The organism is Streptomyces sp. NPDC051320, assembly GCF_040682175.1.
In the GTDB taxonomy this organism is placed as follows: Bacteria; Actinomycetota; Actinomycetes; order Streptomycetales; family Streptomycetaceae; genus Streptomyces.
In genome coordinates, this window is the sequence record NZ_JBFBAL010000023.1 from 39,457 (window position 1) to 54,859 (window position 15,403).

The window sequence follows — 15,403 nt, forward strand, 5'->3', positions numbered from 1 at the left end:
ACGGCGGTGGCGGCGGGGATGGGTTCGGTGATGGTGCCGTAGCGGGAGCAGCCGCTGCGGGTGCTGCCGAAGCGGACGGCGTTGGTGGTGGCCAGGTCGGTGGCGGTCAGGACGACGTCGAGGCCGGGGTGGGTGACGTCGGCCATGGTGCGGGTGCCGAACGCCTGGCGGGCGAGGACGGCGGCCAGGGCGTCGGTGCGGTTGGCGGGGCGGGCGACGCTGACATCACTGCCGCGGGTGAACGCTCCGCGGGCGCCGGCGCGGGCGGCCGCGGTGAGGTTGCGGGCGACGGCGGAGGGTGTGAACGCCTGGCGTGCGATGGCCAGTTGCAGGCCGGAGCGCAGCAGGTCGGTGGTGCGGGTGTCGAAGTCGGCGAAGTCGGGCGGGCCGTAGGCCCACAGGGCGGCGAGCAGCGAGCCGCCGGAGATGCCGGAGACGACACGGATGCGGTCGAGGAGGTCGCGGTCGTGGAGGGCGCGCAGACAGCCGAGGTGGAAGGCGGCCGCGCGGGAGCCGCCGCCGGACAGGGCGAGGCCGAGGGTGCGGGTCATGGGCGGGCGTCGTCCGATCGGCGGGGGGCGGGCAGGGTGTTGCCGGTGGCGGGGCGGGTGGCGTAACCGCCGGGCCACCACAGGCCTGGGCCGGGGTGGCCGGCCGGCGCGGTCGGAGCTGGTGGGGTGGCGGCCGTGGTGGTGCGGGTGGCGAGGCGGGCGTAGAGGTCGGGTCCGTCTGCGGTGGTGAGCCATTTCTGCCAGACGGGTGGTGGTCCTCCGGCGATGAGGACGAGGGCTCGGGTGGGGGCGTCGTCGAGGGGCAGGGTCAGGAGTTCCATGGCCGTGCGGTCGGTCGCGCTGGGCTGTGCCGGGCTGTGGGGGTGGGTGTGCCACAGGCCGAGGAAGCGGCTGGTGTTGCCGGTCGCGGTGCGGCGGGAGGCGAGGTGGTGGGTGACGCCGTCCAGGCCGTGCTGGAAGTAGGTGTCGCTCAGCAGGGAGTCCGGGGGCGGTCCGGTGGCCTCGTCGACGTGGATGATGCCGGTGGCGTCGTCGATGGAGCCGAGCAGCATGCCGCCGGTTTCGACGCGCGGGCCGCGGACGCGGGCGCCGCGGCGGGCTTCGGCGCGCATCTCGGCGAGGGCGGCGGGGGCGATGCGGACGTCGTAGCCGGTGGCGTCGTCGGTGATGGTCGTGTCGTTGGGCCAGGTCAGCCAGCGCGGCCCGGCGGGCTGGGGGTCGGTGGGGCCGCTGGGTGTGCGGACGGTGAGCGCGGCCATGGTGTGCTGGCCGTCGGGGGCGTTCAGAGCGTGGAGGATGCCGGTCATGAGCTGTCCGGCCAGGGCGGCGACGTCGGCGGCGGAGCCGGTGAAGGTGGCGTCCGAGCAGCCGGGTTCGGGCTGGAAGAGGTCGGTGCGGGGCTCGGTGGGGAAGAAGTCCTCGACCATGTCGGCCAGGGCACCGGTGGGGTCGGTGCGGGCGGCCAGGGAGGTGCGGCGCAGGACGTCGGTGCCGCCGCCGGTGGCTCCTGGAGGTGAGAGGGCGACGATGCCGCGGGTGGCCTGATGGCCGATCATCAAGGTGGCGAGGTGGGGCCAGGGGGTGGGGTCGGTGCGGCGGGCGCGTTCGAGGTAGGCCCGTACGACGCGGTTGGCGGTGCAGTCCAGGATCAGGTCGAAGGAGTGCACGCCGAGGACGGGAAAACGGCGGGTGATGTCGGCGACGACGGACTCGATACGGGTGGCGTGCGGGTCGATCTGGTTGAGACGGTCGGCCAGGACGTCGGCCTTGGGGTATCCGATGTCGGGGTCGGTGTAGGGCTGGCGGGCGTGGATACCGGGGTGCACGAGTGACTTGTCGACGACGGTGACGTGGGCGGCGCCGGCGCGGGCGCAGATGTCGGCGGCGGGCGCACCGAGCGCGCCGGCGCCCAGGACGAGGATGCGTTTGCCGTGCAGCCAGGCCGCCGGGGTGTGGTGGTCGCGGCGGACGGTGACCTCGGGGCGGGCCTCGTAGAGGCTGAGCCACCGGGTGGTCAGGGTGTCGAGCCATTCCTCGCCGATCTGCATGATCTCGTCGCCGAGTTCGGGCAGTTGGCGGTCGACGTAGGCAGTGACGGCGCGGCGGGTGAGTTGGTCGGCGAAGTCGGGCAGGTGCCAGGCCACCAGGTGGGTCCGGCGGGAGCCGTGGCCGCTGTTGCCCCGGGAGGGGGTGCCCAGCAGGAGATGGACAGGGGCGGGCGGGCGGGATGTGCCGTCCGGGCCTGTCTGGTCGGCGGTGGTGCGCAGGCGGCGGTTGTGGTCGGCGGCCAGGCCGACGAGACCGAGGATCATGCGGGCGGTGATGCGGCCGCGCGCCAACGCGGCGATGAGCGCCCGGGCGGTGTCGGGGTATTCGAAGGTCAGATGGTCTGTGGTGATGACAGCCGGGGCGAGGAATACCTCGGCGTCGTCGGGGAGTTGGGCCGCGGCCCGGGCGTCGGTGAGGGTGTGCGGCCACGGTCGGCCGAAGGGCAGCCAACCGACCACGTCGCTGCGGTCGGCGTTGACATGGTGCAGGAGGGCCGCGCCCAGCCACGGCTCGTCGTCGGCGGCGGTAGGCGCATCGCGGCGGACGACGAGCAGGCCGCCCGCGTGGTCTCCGAGCGCGTGAGGCGGGTGCAGCGGCTCGCCGGGGGCATCGAGTTCGCCGGCCGCGGCAGCCTTGAACCAGTCCAGCAGGCGGGTGATGAACCCGTACATGCCATCAGCCGGGTCCCACTCGGTCGCCGTGGAGCGGTACAGGCACGGGAAGCGGGCCCAGACGACGTGCGGGGCCCCGGCGAAGCGTTTGTGCCGGGTGTGCACCAGCGGGACCTCGAAGGGGAAGTCCGGCGGGATGTAGAGGGTGACGGGCTCTTCGCTGCGCAGCCGCAGGCCGCCCTCGACGCGGGGCAGGCCGGCGCATCCGACGCTGATGCGCGCCTCCACGAAGCCCGTGGGGGCCGCGGGTGCCGTGTCCACGTGGGAGAGGAAGACCCCGCGGTCGGAGTCGGTGATCTGCCGGAGTTGGTCGAGGGCGAGGTGCTGGCCGGCCGTGACAGCCGTAGTGGTGCGGTCGCTCACGCGTCACCGAATCCCAGGGGCGTGGCGGGTGCGGCCTTGTCTCCTCGGGCCTGCTCGACGGCGCTGCGCGCGGCGGTGGCCGCCCGGGGGGAGGGGAGAGCGGCGGTGGCGGTGAAGGCGGCGGCCGGGAAGCGGGTGGTGCCCAGCGCGGCCAGCATCCGCCGTCCGCCGCCCGCGGCCTTCATCACCAGGGACTTGGCCTCCAGTTCGGCGACGTCGACGAGTTCGAACCCGAAGAGGGGGTCCAGGGCGAACACCACCGGCCGGGGCTCGTCCTTGGTGGGGTACTCCCCCGTGCACAGCACCGGCAGCACGGTGATCTCCGCGTAGGCGTCCCGGGCCAGCAGGTGGGGCGGATTGTGTCCCTTCTCGTCCTGGTCCCGGAAGGGCCGGGAGCTGGCGATCACCCGGGCGTCCGGGCTGGCGTAGGTTTCGAACTGGTCGAGGATGTCCTGCTTGCGCTCCTCCTCGCCGTCCTCGCCCTTGGCGTACATGACCTTCTTGGAGCAGTGGTGCGGGGAGAGCAGCAGGTCCCACTCCACCCGGTCGGTGTTGCCGAAGTACTCGCTGTTGTCGAAGATCTTCTTGATCGTGGGGTAGGCGAGGTCGCCGAGCAGGAGCAGCCGGCCCGTCGCGCCGGTGCCGGTGGGCATGCGGATCTGCAGGGCGAGGGACGTCTCGTTGCGTTCACCGGCGCAGTCGCCCTTGAACGGGGCGTGGACGAACGCCTCGAACGTTCCCGACAGGTCGTTGCCGTCGATCATCGTGATTGTCTTGCCGGGGAAGGTGAAGTACTCGTCGGGCAGCTCGTTGTAGGAGTGCTGGTCGCGGTCGTCGTCGTAGCCGATGATCCGGACCCGGTCGCCGCTGGCGGGCTCTTCGCCGTTGGCGAGGGCCTCCAGGGTGGCGGCGACGCGGCGCTCGACCTCGTCCTGGAAGAGGCGGGCGTCCTCGCACATGGTCTGGTCCTGGGAGATCTCCCGCCACAGCCGGGGCGTCGCCCAGATCTCCCCGATCAGGATGTCGCTGTCCACCAGGTCCCCGAACCCGCAGCAGTGGTCCAGGTCGGCGTGGGTCAGGGCGAACACCGCGAGGTAGGGGGTCTCCCCATCAAGCCAGTCGGGGCACGGCAGGGTCTCCGCGAGACGGTCGATGACCGCGGCGACGACCGCGTCCTTCTCGTCGGCAGCCTTCATGTCCCGCAGGTCGACCTGGAGGACAAGGTCGCCGCCGAGCACGAGCGTGGTGGAGTCGCCCGTGCCGACCGGCCAGAACACCACTCCCCGCTCGGGGAGTTCCGTCTCGACCATCCTGTTGCCTCTTCACTCGATGTGGGTCAACTGGCGGGAGAACCACACACGTTCTCTCTGCTTCCATAGCTACCATGCGCCACTGACAACACGGTCTCACCAGGCATTTCACGTGCTGCCGGGGCCCATGTCAGGGGCTGTCGGCCTAGAGGCGGCCTCCCGGCGGCCGCAGGGTGCACGCCGCCACGCGAGCGGACCGAGAGATTCCGCTCCCGTGCCGAAGCGCCACGGAAGGGGCGCTGGTGAGCTGGCGGCGCTTCCTCGGATCCCGGCCCCTTTCCGCCCCTGTCCCCCGCGCTGGACCGCGTCGTGGGCTGGACGGCTCGATGCTGTACCTACGGCTGGGGCATACCGCATCCCAGGCCACCGCGAGCGGAGTTGTGCTGCTGCGCCGCACCGGCGCCTCACACAGTCCCGCCCCCGGGGCAGCGGTCTGCGCCGCGGCCCGCGCAGGGGCCGATATCGTGGGGGCGTGCACGACGAGGAACCACCGCCGACCGGCGACACCGCCCAGGACAGCACGGCACGGACGGCCGGCCCGCTCGATCCAGCGCAGCTGCGGCGGATCACCTCCCTGCACCGCGATTCACCTATCAGAACCTGTACGCCGTGGGCTGTCTGCTGCGGCTGCGTGAGGCCGGTGCGCAGACGCTGCTGATGGAGCTGGACGAGGACCTGGAGGTCGTGCTCCCGGACCGGCATCTCTACCTGCAGGTCAAGACCCGGCAGGGCAATCTGATGTGGAGTGACATCAGCGGGTCGGTTGAACAGTTCGCCAAACTGCGCGCGGAGCACACGGCGGGGCGGCGCCCCGGCGCGCCGAAGCTGATCGTGGTCAGCAATACCGCACCGGGTCGGGATCTGCTGCAACGGACCCAGCAGACGGGCTGGCCGGCAGGCGTGTCGCTGCTGTGGCCGGGACATCCAGATCCGGAAGAGACGTGGCTGCCGCCGACTGCTGCGGATCTCACCGGTGTCATGCAGTGGTGCACCGAGCAGGCCGCCCGGGTCCCGTTCGGGTCCCTGGGAGCGCAGACGCTGGTGTGGAAGCTGGCTGCCCGCGTGCAGTACGCGAGCGCCGGAGCCCATGGGCGAGCCTTCCATACCGGTAACCTGGCCTCCTTGTACGAGCAGTTCGTCGAGGAGCTGCAGGCCTTTCCCCAGGTTCCCGACGTCTACTGGCCGCCTGGCGGCGAACCGGAGCTGACGGGCGAGCAGCGCGTGCGGCTGGTGACTGGCTTCTCCGGGGCCGGGAAGACGACCTGGGCGGCGCGCGCCGCCGCCCAGTGCCCGCTCCCGGTCACCTACTTCGATGCCGGCCAGATGCCACCCGCAGTGGTGCCCGGCGCGCTGGCCCGGGAGGTTGCTGCCCGGCACCTGAGCGGGCCCGATGCCCTGAGTCTGCCGAGCGGGGCCGGCATCGACGTCCTTCGGGCCGTGCACGGCCGACTGACTCACGACGGCACAGTCATCGCGGTCGTCATCGACAACGTGCACGACCTCCCGTCCGACGACCTACGGCTGCTTGTCCAGGCGCTGCCGACGGCCCAGATCACGCTGCTGGGCCACCCCCACCCGGAGCAGACCGCGCTCGCCGCGCATCTGGGTGTCTCCGCCGAGTCCTTGCCCGGCTGGGACACCGACACCGTGGCCGCCGTCTTCGCTGCCGAAGACTGCACCCTGGACTACCCCACCGCACAGCGGGTCTTGGCACTCACAGCTGGTATGCCGCTGTACGTCCTCAACTCCGCGGCGCTCACCCGCACTAACTACGCAGGTGACGGCAGCGCCTTCTGCGCGGCGGTGCAGGAGCAGACCCACCTCGCCCCCACGGCCCAGGAACGCATCCTGGCACAGACCTTCGAGCACCTGTCCGTGCTGGCACGCACGATGGCCGGCCTCATGGCCATCGCTGAAGTCCCCCTGAGCAGCCGGGAATTGCAGCAGCTGGCAGCAGCCGCGGGACCGATACGTCCCGCTGCCGCGGCCAGGGCCGTGCGCGAGCTCGTAGGCCTCGGCCTCGTGCAGACATTCGCCGACGGTTTCGCCAAACTCCACGATGCGGCCACATCGTTGGCCCTCCATGGGTCGCATGACCTGCATGAGGAAGCCGCCCTCCGTGTCGAGCAGACCCTGGCTGATCTTCTCGAGGGCCACAGAGAACTGCCGCGGCTGGCCCGCTGGATGCGGCTGCTCGCCGATACCGGCCAGATCGACCGCTTGCTGGAGATCACCAGTCAGGAAGGCTTCTACGAGGGCGGCTTCCCGCGCGAACTGCGCACGGTGATCGCGGACGTGGCGCAGGATCCGGGTCGGGACGCCGTCGACCGCCTTGATGCGCACAGTGCGTTGGCCTCCTGGGCATATGGGGACACCAACTGGGAGGCCTACGCACGCCACGTCCACGCCATGGAAGTCCTCGCCTCGGAGGGCGGCAACGGGATCGGACCACGTGAGAAGGTCCTGGTGGCCATCCGCCAGTTCCCTCTGCACGGGCATACCGGTGACAACGAAGCCCTCGATGCTACGTTCAGGACAGCCCTGGCTGAGCTTCTCGCCCCCTCTCTCCTGGAGCGATCTCTGCGCTACGGCTACGTTCAGGGGCTCTACCACGCAGGCAGCTACCGAGCCGCAGGCCCCGCAGCCCTGGAACTCGCCGACGCCTACTGCGTTCACCTCGGCCTGGACCTGGCCAACCTCCACGGCCCCACCGAGGCACTGCAACAAGCCTGTTTGAACAGCGAGACACCCGACGACTACAAGCGCCTCGCCGACTGCTTCGCCATGCATGTCAAGTGCTGCCGTCAGCTCAAACTCGACTACGGCAGCGCCGCGTTCCCCGCCATGAAGCTCTACATGGCCGCAGGGGCCTGGCGATCCGCCGTCGACCTCGGCCAGGACGTGGTCGAGACCATGCTGCGCTTCGACGAAGCACAGGCCGCCCTGAACTTGATCGACCGGCAGCTCCTGCCCATCACCCAGGCCTACAACCTGCCCGAACTCATCGTCGGGCTCAGGTCCCACCGAGCCGTGGTCCTCGCCCGTACCGGAGACATCGCTGCGGCCAGAACAGAGATCAGCAGCCTCACACGGTACGAGTTCACCCCAGCGCAGGCCGCCGACATTCGCGAGCAGGCCAGCATCATCGAGGAACTCGCTGCTCAACAGGCACAAGGCCGCCCCTGACCGACCCCGCCAGGCAGGTCGATCGCCTGTTCCCTCAAACCGGCGCGCTGGTCATCCGACCGGTGACACCGCACACTCTCACACGCCTCTGACCTGCATAAATACGAGTAACTCCACAGGGGTTCCGGCGATAGTTGCGACTTTCCAGCTCAATCACGGATTCGCTGCTCACAGCACCATCTAGCGCTGGCCATAGCCACGCAGACAGCAACCTGCACAGGTCAGACACCACGTGCACCTCGATTCAAACTATCCAACTTGACCACGTGCGCCCAGCTCACACCCTGAAGCGCCCCAGATCAAAACCAGGAATCCACAGTGAGCAGTATCAGACTGGGGGCGTGAAAGCCTGGTTGAAGGTCTTCGCGCTCCTGGAGGTGCAGAGCGAGGTGGTCGAGCTGGACGGCATGGCGCCGGCTTCTCGGGGCGAGCTGTTCGCGGACGGCTGGGATGACGGCGTGACGGCCGTGAGTGAGGCCTTGGTGGGCATCGCGGATCGGGACTGGTCACGGCGTGGCGGCCGGTCTGCCGGGGCCGCTGAACTGACCATATATATGGCGGACGTGAGGCAGTGTGAGCGGGCGGACCTGGTGCGGCTGGAGGGGTTCGTCCGGGAGGCCGTGCTGCCGCGCACGCACCGCACACCACGGCGTGGCGCTGGGTGCTGGGCGAGGCCGGCGGCCCCTGCACGGCGCGGACGAGGAACAGCGACCCGGACGGCAAGCTGCCCTTCAAGGACGGAAAGCCCGGCGGCTGGCACAAGGCGGATGCGTCGATCTGGTACGACCTCGGTGCAGCCTGCACTCTGCACGCGGCCATCTGTAAGACCACAGGAATCGGGGAGGGCCTAGAAATGCTTTTGGTTCCGCTCAAGGAGCACCAGGTCGACCAGAGGTTGAGCTTTCGTAACTGGGCCGGATTCCCTGCAAGATCATTTGTGCCTCCAGAGGGGGCGCGTGCCATGGGGGTATCCGCGACCGGGTCCGGTAAGACGATCACCACCGCTGCGTGCGCTCTGGAGTACTTCCCGGGCGGGCGGATTCTGGTGATGGTGCCCACGCTGGACCTGATCGTGCAGAGTGCCCAGTCCTGGCGGCGGGTCGGGCACCGCGCGCCGATGGTCGCGGTCTGCTCGGTGGACAAGGACGAGGTCCTGGAGCAGCTCGGGGTGCGCACCACCACCAACCCGATCCAGCTCGCCCTGTGGGCCGGGTCCGGGCCGGTGGTCGTGTTCGCCACGTACGCCTCGCTGGTGGACCGTGAGGACCCCGCCGATGTCACTGGCCGTCGGACCGTCCCTGGGCCGTTGGAATCGGCTCTGGCGGGCGGGGAGCGGCTGTACGGGCAGCGGATGGCTCCGTTCGAGCTGGCCATTTTGGACGAGGGGCACATGACCGCGGGGGATATGGGGCGGCCGTGGGCGGCGATCCACGACAACAGCCGGATTCCGGTCGACTTCCGGCTCTACCTGACCGCGACCCCGCGGATCCTCGCCGCGCCCCGGCCGCAGCGGGGCCGGGACGGGCGGGAGGTGGTGGTCGCGTCGATGGAGGACGACTCCAGCACCTACGGCACCCGGATTTTTGATCTTGGGCTGGCGGAGGCGGTGGAGCGGTCGATTCTCGCGGGGTTCGAGATCGACGTGCTGGAGATCCGCGACCCTGACCCGATCCTGGGCCTGTCCCAGGACGCGCTGCGTGGACGGCGCATGGCCCTGCTCCAGGCCGCGCTGCTGGAGCACGCGGCGCAGCAGAATCTGCACACCACCATGGTGTTCCACCAGCGGGTGGGAGAAGCGGCCGCGTTCGCCGAACAGATGCCGCGCACCGCCGCCGAGCTGTATGCCGCCGAGGTCTCCGCGGCGGCGCTGGCCGGCGCCGAGGAGCTGCCTGCGTCGTCGATTGATGCTGAGCTGTACGAGCTGGAGGAAGGCCGTCACGTGCCTGCGGACCGGGTATGGGCGGACTGGCTGTGCGGGGACCATCCCATCGCGCACCGGCGTGCGGTGATCCACCAGTTCGCCAACGGCATCAACGCCCAAAACCGGCGCGTACACCGGGCGTTCCTCTCCTCCGTACGCGCCCTCGGGGTCGGGGTCGACATCACCGGCCTGCGCGGGGTCGAGGCCGTGTGCATCGTCGGCTCGCGCAGCTCCCAGGTCGACGTCGTGCAGAACATCGGACGGGCCCTGCGCCCCAACCCCGACGGCACAGTGAAGACGGCGCGGATCATCATCCCGGTCTTCCTGCAGCCCGGGGAGGACCCGAAGGACATGGTCGCCTCGGCCAGCTACCAGCCCCTGGTCGACATCCTCCAAGCGCTGCGCTCGCACTCGGAACGCATGGTCGACCAGCTCGCCTCCCGCGCCCTGACCCGCGGCACCGAGCGGCGGCGTATGCACGTGCGGCCCTCCCCCTCCCCCACGACCGCGGCCGGCCCGGAGAACGGGGACATGCCCGCGGAGGCCAGCGAGGCACAGCAGGAGGCCGACCGGGTCGCCTCCATCGTGGTCAACTTCGCCTCCCCCCACGACGCCGCCGACATCGCCGCACTCACCCGCTGCCGCGTCATCCGACCCGAATCCCTCGTCTGGCTCGAGGGCTACCAAGCCCTGCTCCGGTGGCGTACCGAGAACGAGATCACCGGCCTTCACGCCGTCCCCTACGACGTCGAGACCGAGGCCGGGACAACGAAGGCGTTTCCGCTTGGCCGGTGGGTGCATCAACAGCGCAAGGCGCTGCGCGCGGGTGAACTCGACCCCCACCGCAAAGAGCTCCTCGACGAAGCCGGGATGGTCTGGGAGCCCGGCGACGAAGCATGGGAAACCAAACTCGCCGCACTCCGGACCTACCGGCGAGCCACCGGACACCTCGCCCCCCGCCAAGACACCGTCTGGGGCGAGAGCGAAGCCGAGGGCTTGGTGCCCATCGGGCAGCACCTGGCCAACCTCCGCCGCAGGGGCGGTCTCGGCATGGCCCCGGAGCGAGCAGCGGAACGCGCACAGCAGCTGGCCGCGATCGACCCGGACTGGAACTGCCCCTGGCCACTGGACTGGCAACGCCACTACAAGGTGCTCGCCGACCTCGTCGACGCCGACGGCCACCTGCCTGACATCCAGCCCGGCGTCACCTTCGACGGCGACGACATCGGACGATGGCTGGAGCGGCAGAAGAACCCAGGCACGTGGGCACAGCTGTCGACCGATCAGCAGGAACGGCTGTCGAAGCTGGGCGTACAGCCCACTGAGGCACCCTCCCCCGCCCCGGCGGCCATGAGGAATGGCCCGAGCAAGGCACAGCAGACATTCCAGCGCGGTGGGGCGGCCCTCGCCCAGTACATCGCCCGCGAAGGCAAAACCGTGGTCGGCAGGACCCATGTTGAAGAGTTGCCGGACGGCACGACGATCAAGCTGGGTGTGTTTCTGAGTAACCAGAAGGCCCGGCGTGACCGGTTGGATGCGGAGCAGCGAGCCGTCCTCGCCGGGCTGGGTTACACCTGGGCCGCAGAACAGTCCGGGCGCAGCTGACATTCACCGATAGGCCCTCGCGTACCCATGGTGTTCGACAGCAGCCGTACGGCCATGCACCGCACTCTCCTGAAGAACAGAAGACTGTTCGAGGCCCACGGGATCGCCATCCCGCCCGCGACGACCCCACCCGCGGCCCTCGCAACCCTCCAGGCCAGGGTCCTCGCCCTGACCGACGAGCCCGGCAACAAGATCAAGACGACGTGTTAATGATCTGCAAGCCCAAGGGCTGTCCCGTAACTGTCGGTTTTCACCGGGCGGCGGCGTGCAGGTCCAGGATGTACCAGTCGAAGCGTGTGCCGTCCGCGCTGTGCGTCGGCTTGCAGGGGGTGAACCCTGCCCGCTGCGCGACTGCGGCAGATGCGGGATTCTCCGGCTCCACCTGGATTACCGCCTCCGCCCCGCCCTCACCCGCCGCATACTGGGACGCCAACAGGACCGCGCGGGTAGCCAGGCCACGCCCCCGCCAGGACGGATAGAGGCCGTAGGCGACATTCACCTGGCCGGGCGCCAGCCCCTCTCCGGCGAACCGCAAGTCGATCGTGCCCACGAGCACCTCGTCGGCACCCATCCGGATGCCGAACGCGCGGAGTGGCCCGGCGGTGTCCCACTGCTCCCGGCAGTGCCGGAAATACGCTTCAATGCCCGCCCGCGTGCCGGGACCGCCGTTGAGCCAACGAACGAGTAGCTCGTCCTCCCCGGCGAGGTGCGCCTCGACATCGTCCAGGCGCAGGGGGGACAGAGTGATGGTCCCGTCGGACAGCTTCACTTCATGCATCCGGTGATTCTTGACGCCAGAGCCGTGCCGCACCACCGGATTCTGCGCGACATCACGCGGAGTTCGGGCCACAGGAGATGATCTCCATGTGGCTGGTGTGATCACGGCGTCGGAGCCGTTCTGGATAGCCCCGTTCACCGGGTTGAGCCTTCGCCTGTTCGGGAAGCTGGTGGCGGTTCTGCGTCGTGAGGGTGCGGACGCGGTCCGCAAGGGTCGACCGTGGAGCCTTCCGCTGGAGGACAGGGCCCTGCTGGTCGCGGCGTACTGGCGAACGAACCTGACGATGCGGCAGCTCGCTCCGCTGTTCGTGGTGTCGAAGTCGGCGGCGGACCGGATCATCGACCACCTGGGCCCGTTGCTCGCGCTCCAGCCCGCCAGCGGTTCGCCAAGGACACCGTGCTCATCGTGGACGGCACCCTGGTCGAAGACATCTCATGTCGCTGGTGGGTCAAGTCCATGGCGGTGCCGCATCAGGCAATGTTCGTCCTGCCGGCTTCCGTCACCGCGGGAGAGGCTTCGCGGTGCGTCTCGGGGTGCGCCGCGTAGCCTCTGCGCGTGAAGCACTCCCATCGAACATTTGAGAATCCCCCCGCTCTGGCCCACGATGTCGTCGCGGGGGCGATTGAACGCGCGCTCGGCGACACCGCGTACGAAGCTTCCGCAGCGGTGGCCCTGGTTGGAATCGCGCTGAACGACGACGATCGCGAGTTCATCGAGCACTGCTGCATCGACCTGGGTATGAGGGCGGCGGCCGGGAGCCAGTTGCTTGGGCTGGCCGGTCTGTGCCTGGGCCACACGGCCCGCAGGTTCGGGCGACTCAGCGAGCGAGCGGTGGCGTTGGCGGAAGCTCTGGCGACCCGTGCTGAGGTGGACTCTTCCGACGTGGACGGACGAGCCCTGGACGGGCTCGGCGACATTCGCACCCACTTGCGCCGCGTCGAAGCCGAGTAGCAGCCGGTCAGGCGATTGTCGCCCTGGCGACGACAACCTGGCGGATGCACGCCGCTCCGAGCTCGACCCGGACGGCACGCCACGACGAGGCGAACGTTGCTTTATGCGGCATTAGGCGGCGAGGTCCAGAGGCGCCGCGAAGGCACGGTGGGTCGTAGTGCACCCGGTTCTGAAGACAGTGGTAGAGGCAGCCGAGCAACTTGTTGAAGAGGTTCCTCAGCGCGGCTGTGTGGCGTTCCCCGCCTGCTCGTCGTCGGTCGTAGTGCGTGCGTGGGGCTTCGGTACGGAGGGCAGCGAAGGCCCACATGTATCCGGCGGCGGCCAGCCGCTGGTTCTTGACTGTTCGGGCCACGACGACGTGGCTGCGGCCGGAGGCCCGGGTGACGGGAGCCGCGCCGGCGTATGCCTTCACCGCTCTGGCGTCCGCGAAGCGTTCGCGGTCGTCGCCGATTTCGGCGAGGACGCGTGCTCCGGACAGTACGGATAGACCAGGGAAGCTGGTGATGATGTCCGCATCCGGGTGCGCGAGGAACGCTTCCTCCGTCGCTGCCGCGAGCTGGGCGACACTGTTGCAGGCGGCATCGAGCTGCTGGATGAGCGCCGCTGCTTGGTGTCCCAGGGCCAGTTCGACCTGGGGCAGCTGGCGGAGACTGTCCGCACGGAAGATCTCCCGGAGCCGCTCGACCTCGGTGTCGATTCCGCAGCGTGGGCGGGCGGCGCGCTTGAGCAGTGCACGCAGCTGGCTGCGGGTGAGCTTGGCGGCGTCAGCTGGCGTGGGTGCAGCGGCGAGGATCAGGCGAGCGCGCGGTGAGTCGAGTCCGGGCTTGCCCGGGCCGTGGAAGGCTACGAGGGCGGCCGGGTAGTACTCGCGCAGGTGAGAGCGGAGCCGATTGATCATCTGTTGCCGGTCCCAAACCGCGTCCTGGTGGGCACGGGCGAGAGCCGCGACAGCCTGCCCGGCCTCGCTGTCCGCCGGCAGAGGTCGGTGGGCATGCCGGTCGGTCCGGAGGATGTTGGCCAAGACCCGGGCGTCGGCTGCGTCGGACTTGGCGCGGGAAACGCTGCCGCGATCGCGATAGCGGGCAGCGGCAAGCGGGTTGATCGCATAGATCTGGCGGCCGGTGGCCCGCAGACAGGCGACCAGCAGGCCGCGCGGCGTCTCAATGGCGACCGGAATCGGGGCCTCGGCGGTGTCGCCATGCCGCGCCAGTAGTTCCGTCAGGGTGTGGAATCCGGCGCTGTCATCGCTGATCCGAAGCTTGGCCACTTGGACGCCGTCCCGGTCGACGAGGGCTATGTCGTGGTGCCCCTTCGCCCAGTCGATTCCGCAGAAGATCGTGCTCAACCTCTTTACCTCCATGCCGGCTTGCAGATTCAGTCCGTGCGGAGGCACACGGCGCTCTAATAGAAGTGCTCAGGGCACGCCATCTCATGAGCCGTTCGTGTCTCCAGCGACCGGCAGGGACCTCGGTCTGTTGGGGAGCTCTCGGGCTCGCGAACTATTGAGAGGTCGGCCCCTGCCGGCGGGCTGGTGACATGAAACCCGTGATGGCCACGCTCCTGCCAGGCGGGACCGGTCTTGAGGTCCTAACAGAAGTCTCTGATGGTGTGACTGTCGGCCTGGTTGCTCGTTGGTCTGTTCGTGGGGAAGAGGGAGTCGCGTCCGTGGGTCGTTTCGGATGAACTGTGGGCGCTGATTGAGCCGTTGTTACCGGAGCCGGGGCCGAAGCTGGTGGCCGGCCGGCCGAGGGTGCCGGACCGGCAGGCGCTGTGCGGGATCCTGTTCGTGCTGCATACCGGGATTCAGTGGGAGTACCTGCCGCAGGAGCTCGGCTTCGGTTCGGGCATGACGTGCTGGAGGCGGCTTGCCGCGTGGAACAAGGCCGGCGTGTGGGACAGGCTCCACGTCGTGTTGCTGGCCAGGCTGCGAGCGGCGAGACAGCTCGACTGGTCGCGGGCGGTGATCGACTCCTCCCACGTCCGGGCCGCTCGGCGGGGCCCAAAAGCGGTCCCAGCCCGGTCGACCGCGCGCGGCCGGGCAGCAAGCACCACATCCTCGTCGATGGACAGGGCATTCCGCTCGCGGTGTCCCTGACCGGCGGGAACCGCAACGACGTCACCCAGCTGATGCCTTTGCTCGCGAAGATCCCATCGGTCCCGGGACTCGTGGGACGACCACGTCGACGGCCTGACACCCTGCTCGGCGACCGCGGCTACGACCACGACAAGTACCGCCGCATGGTCTGGGCTCAGGGCATCAAACCGGTCATTGCCCGCCGCGGCGTTCCGCACGGCTCCGGCCTCGGTGTTCACCGCTGGGTTGTCGAGCGCACGATCGCCTGGTTCCACGGCTTCAGACGCCTCCGCATCCGCTGGGAACGACGCGACGACATCCACGAAGCCTTTCTCGGCCTCGCCACCTGCCTCATCACCCACCGCCACGTCCAACGCCTTTGTTAGGACCTCTTAGAGGGCATCTGATCAATGTTCACACCGTTGTGACGGGCATGTCCGTTTCGATTCGCCAGGTAGGTGTGGATTCTCCTGTCAGTTCGCGG

The 15,403-nt window shown here is 69.4% G+C and carries 7 protein-coding genes and 4 pseudogenes; 6 read left to right on the plus strand and 5 right to left on the minus strand.

The window, feature by feature from the left end:
• Positions 1–23: 23 nt before the first annotated feature.
• The 3 genes and pseudogenes from AB0M87_RS31585 to AB0M87_RS31595 all read right to left on the minus strand — a co-directional run.
• Positions 24–551, minus strand: a pseudogene (locus AB0M87_RS31585) (patatin-like phospholipase family protein); the annotation flags it as partial.
• Positions 548–3,094 carry a ThiF family adenylyltransferase gene (locus AB0M87_RS31590; protein WP_365859087.1) on the minus strand — a complete coding sequence of 849 codons (2,547 nt, stop codon included), beginning with the start codon at positions 3,092–3,094 and terminating at the stop codon, positions 548–550. The pseudogene AB0M87_RS31585 and the gene AB0M87_RS31590, both read right to left, overlap by 4 nt.
• A complete protein-coding gene (locus AB0M87_RS31595) occupies positions 3,091–4,404 on the minus strand; it encodes a hypothetical protein (RefSeq protein WP_365859089.1) in 1,314 nt (437 codons plus the stop codon). The genes AB0M87_RS31590 and AB0M87_RS31595 overlap by 4 nt, the downstream gene beginning before the upstream one ends.
• A gap of 609 nt (positions 4,405–5,013) precedes the next feature.
• Between AB0M87_RS31595 and AB0M87_RS31600 the strand changes: the two genes are divergently transcribed.
• The 3 genes and pseudogenes from AB0M87_RS31600 to AB0M87_RS31610 all read left to right on the plus strand — a co-directional run.
• Positions 5,014–7,590 carry an ATP-binding protein gene (locus AB0M87_RS31600; protein ID WP_365859091.1) on the plus strand — a complete coding sequence of 859 codons (2,577 nt, stop codon included), beginning with the start codon at positions 5,014–5,016 and terminating at the stop codon, positions 7,588–7,590.
• A gap of 853 nt (positions 7,591–8,443) precedes the next feature.
• The gene (locus tag AB0M87_RS31605; RefSeq protein WP_365859105.1) at positions 8,444–11,116 is read left to right on the plus strand and encodes a Helicase associated domain protein; all 2,673 of its coding nucleotides are present in this window, start codon (positions 8,444–8,446) and stop codon (positions 11,114–11,116) included.
• Between the two features lie 21 nt (positions 11,117–11,137).
• Positions 11,138–11,326: pseudogene (locus AB0M87_RS31610) on the plus strand (ISAzo13 family transposase); the annotation flags it as partial.
• A 40-nt stretch (positions 11,327–11,366) separates the two neighbouring features.
• Here the strand turns inward: AB0M87_RS31610 and AB0M87_RS31615 are convergent.
• Entirely contained in the window at positions 11,367–11,894 is a 528-nt protein-coding gene (locus AB0M87_RS31615; RefSeq protein WP_365859093.1) for a GNAT family N-acetyltransferase, read from the minus strand.
• An 88-nt stretch (positions 11,895–11,982) separates the two neighbouring features.
• Between AB0M87_RS31615 and AB0M87_RS31620 the strand changes: the two are divergent.
• Together AB0M87_RS31620 and AB0M87_RS31625 are read left to right on the plus strand one after the other, a co-directional pair.
• Positions 11,983–12,317: pseudogene (locus tag AB0M87_RS31620) on the plus strand (transposase family protein); the annotation flags it as partial.
• Positions 12,318–12,449: 132 nt separating this feature from the next.
• The gene (locus AB0M87_RS31625; protein ID WP_365859095.1) at positions 12,450–12,845 is read left to right on the plus strand and encodes a hypothetical protein; all 396 of its coding nucleotides are present in this window, start codon (positions 12,450–12,452) and stop codon (positions 12,843–12,845) included.
• A gap of 111 nt (positions 12,846–12,956) precedes the next feature.
• On the opposite strand, the pseudogene AB0M87_RS31630 reads toward AB0M87_RS31625, so the two are convergent.
• Positions 12,957–14,205 (minus strand): annotated as a pseudogene (locus AB0M87_RS31630) (IS110 family transposase).
• A gap of 282 nt (positions 14,206–14,487) precedes the next feature.
• Here AB0M87_RS31630 and AB0M87_RS31635 point away from each other — a divergent pair.
• Positions 14,488–15,305 (plus strand): IS5 family transposase gene (locus AB0M87_RS31635; protein ID WP_365859097.1). Its coding sequence is split into 2 segments (ribosomal slippage): positions 14,488–14,824 and positions 14,824–15,305, totalling 819 coding nucleotides; the frame shifts between segments, so codons are not numbered across the junction.
• The last annotated feature ends 98 nt before the right edge of the window (positions 15,306–15,403 follow it).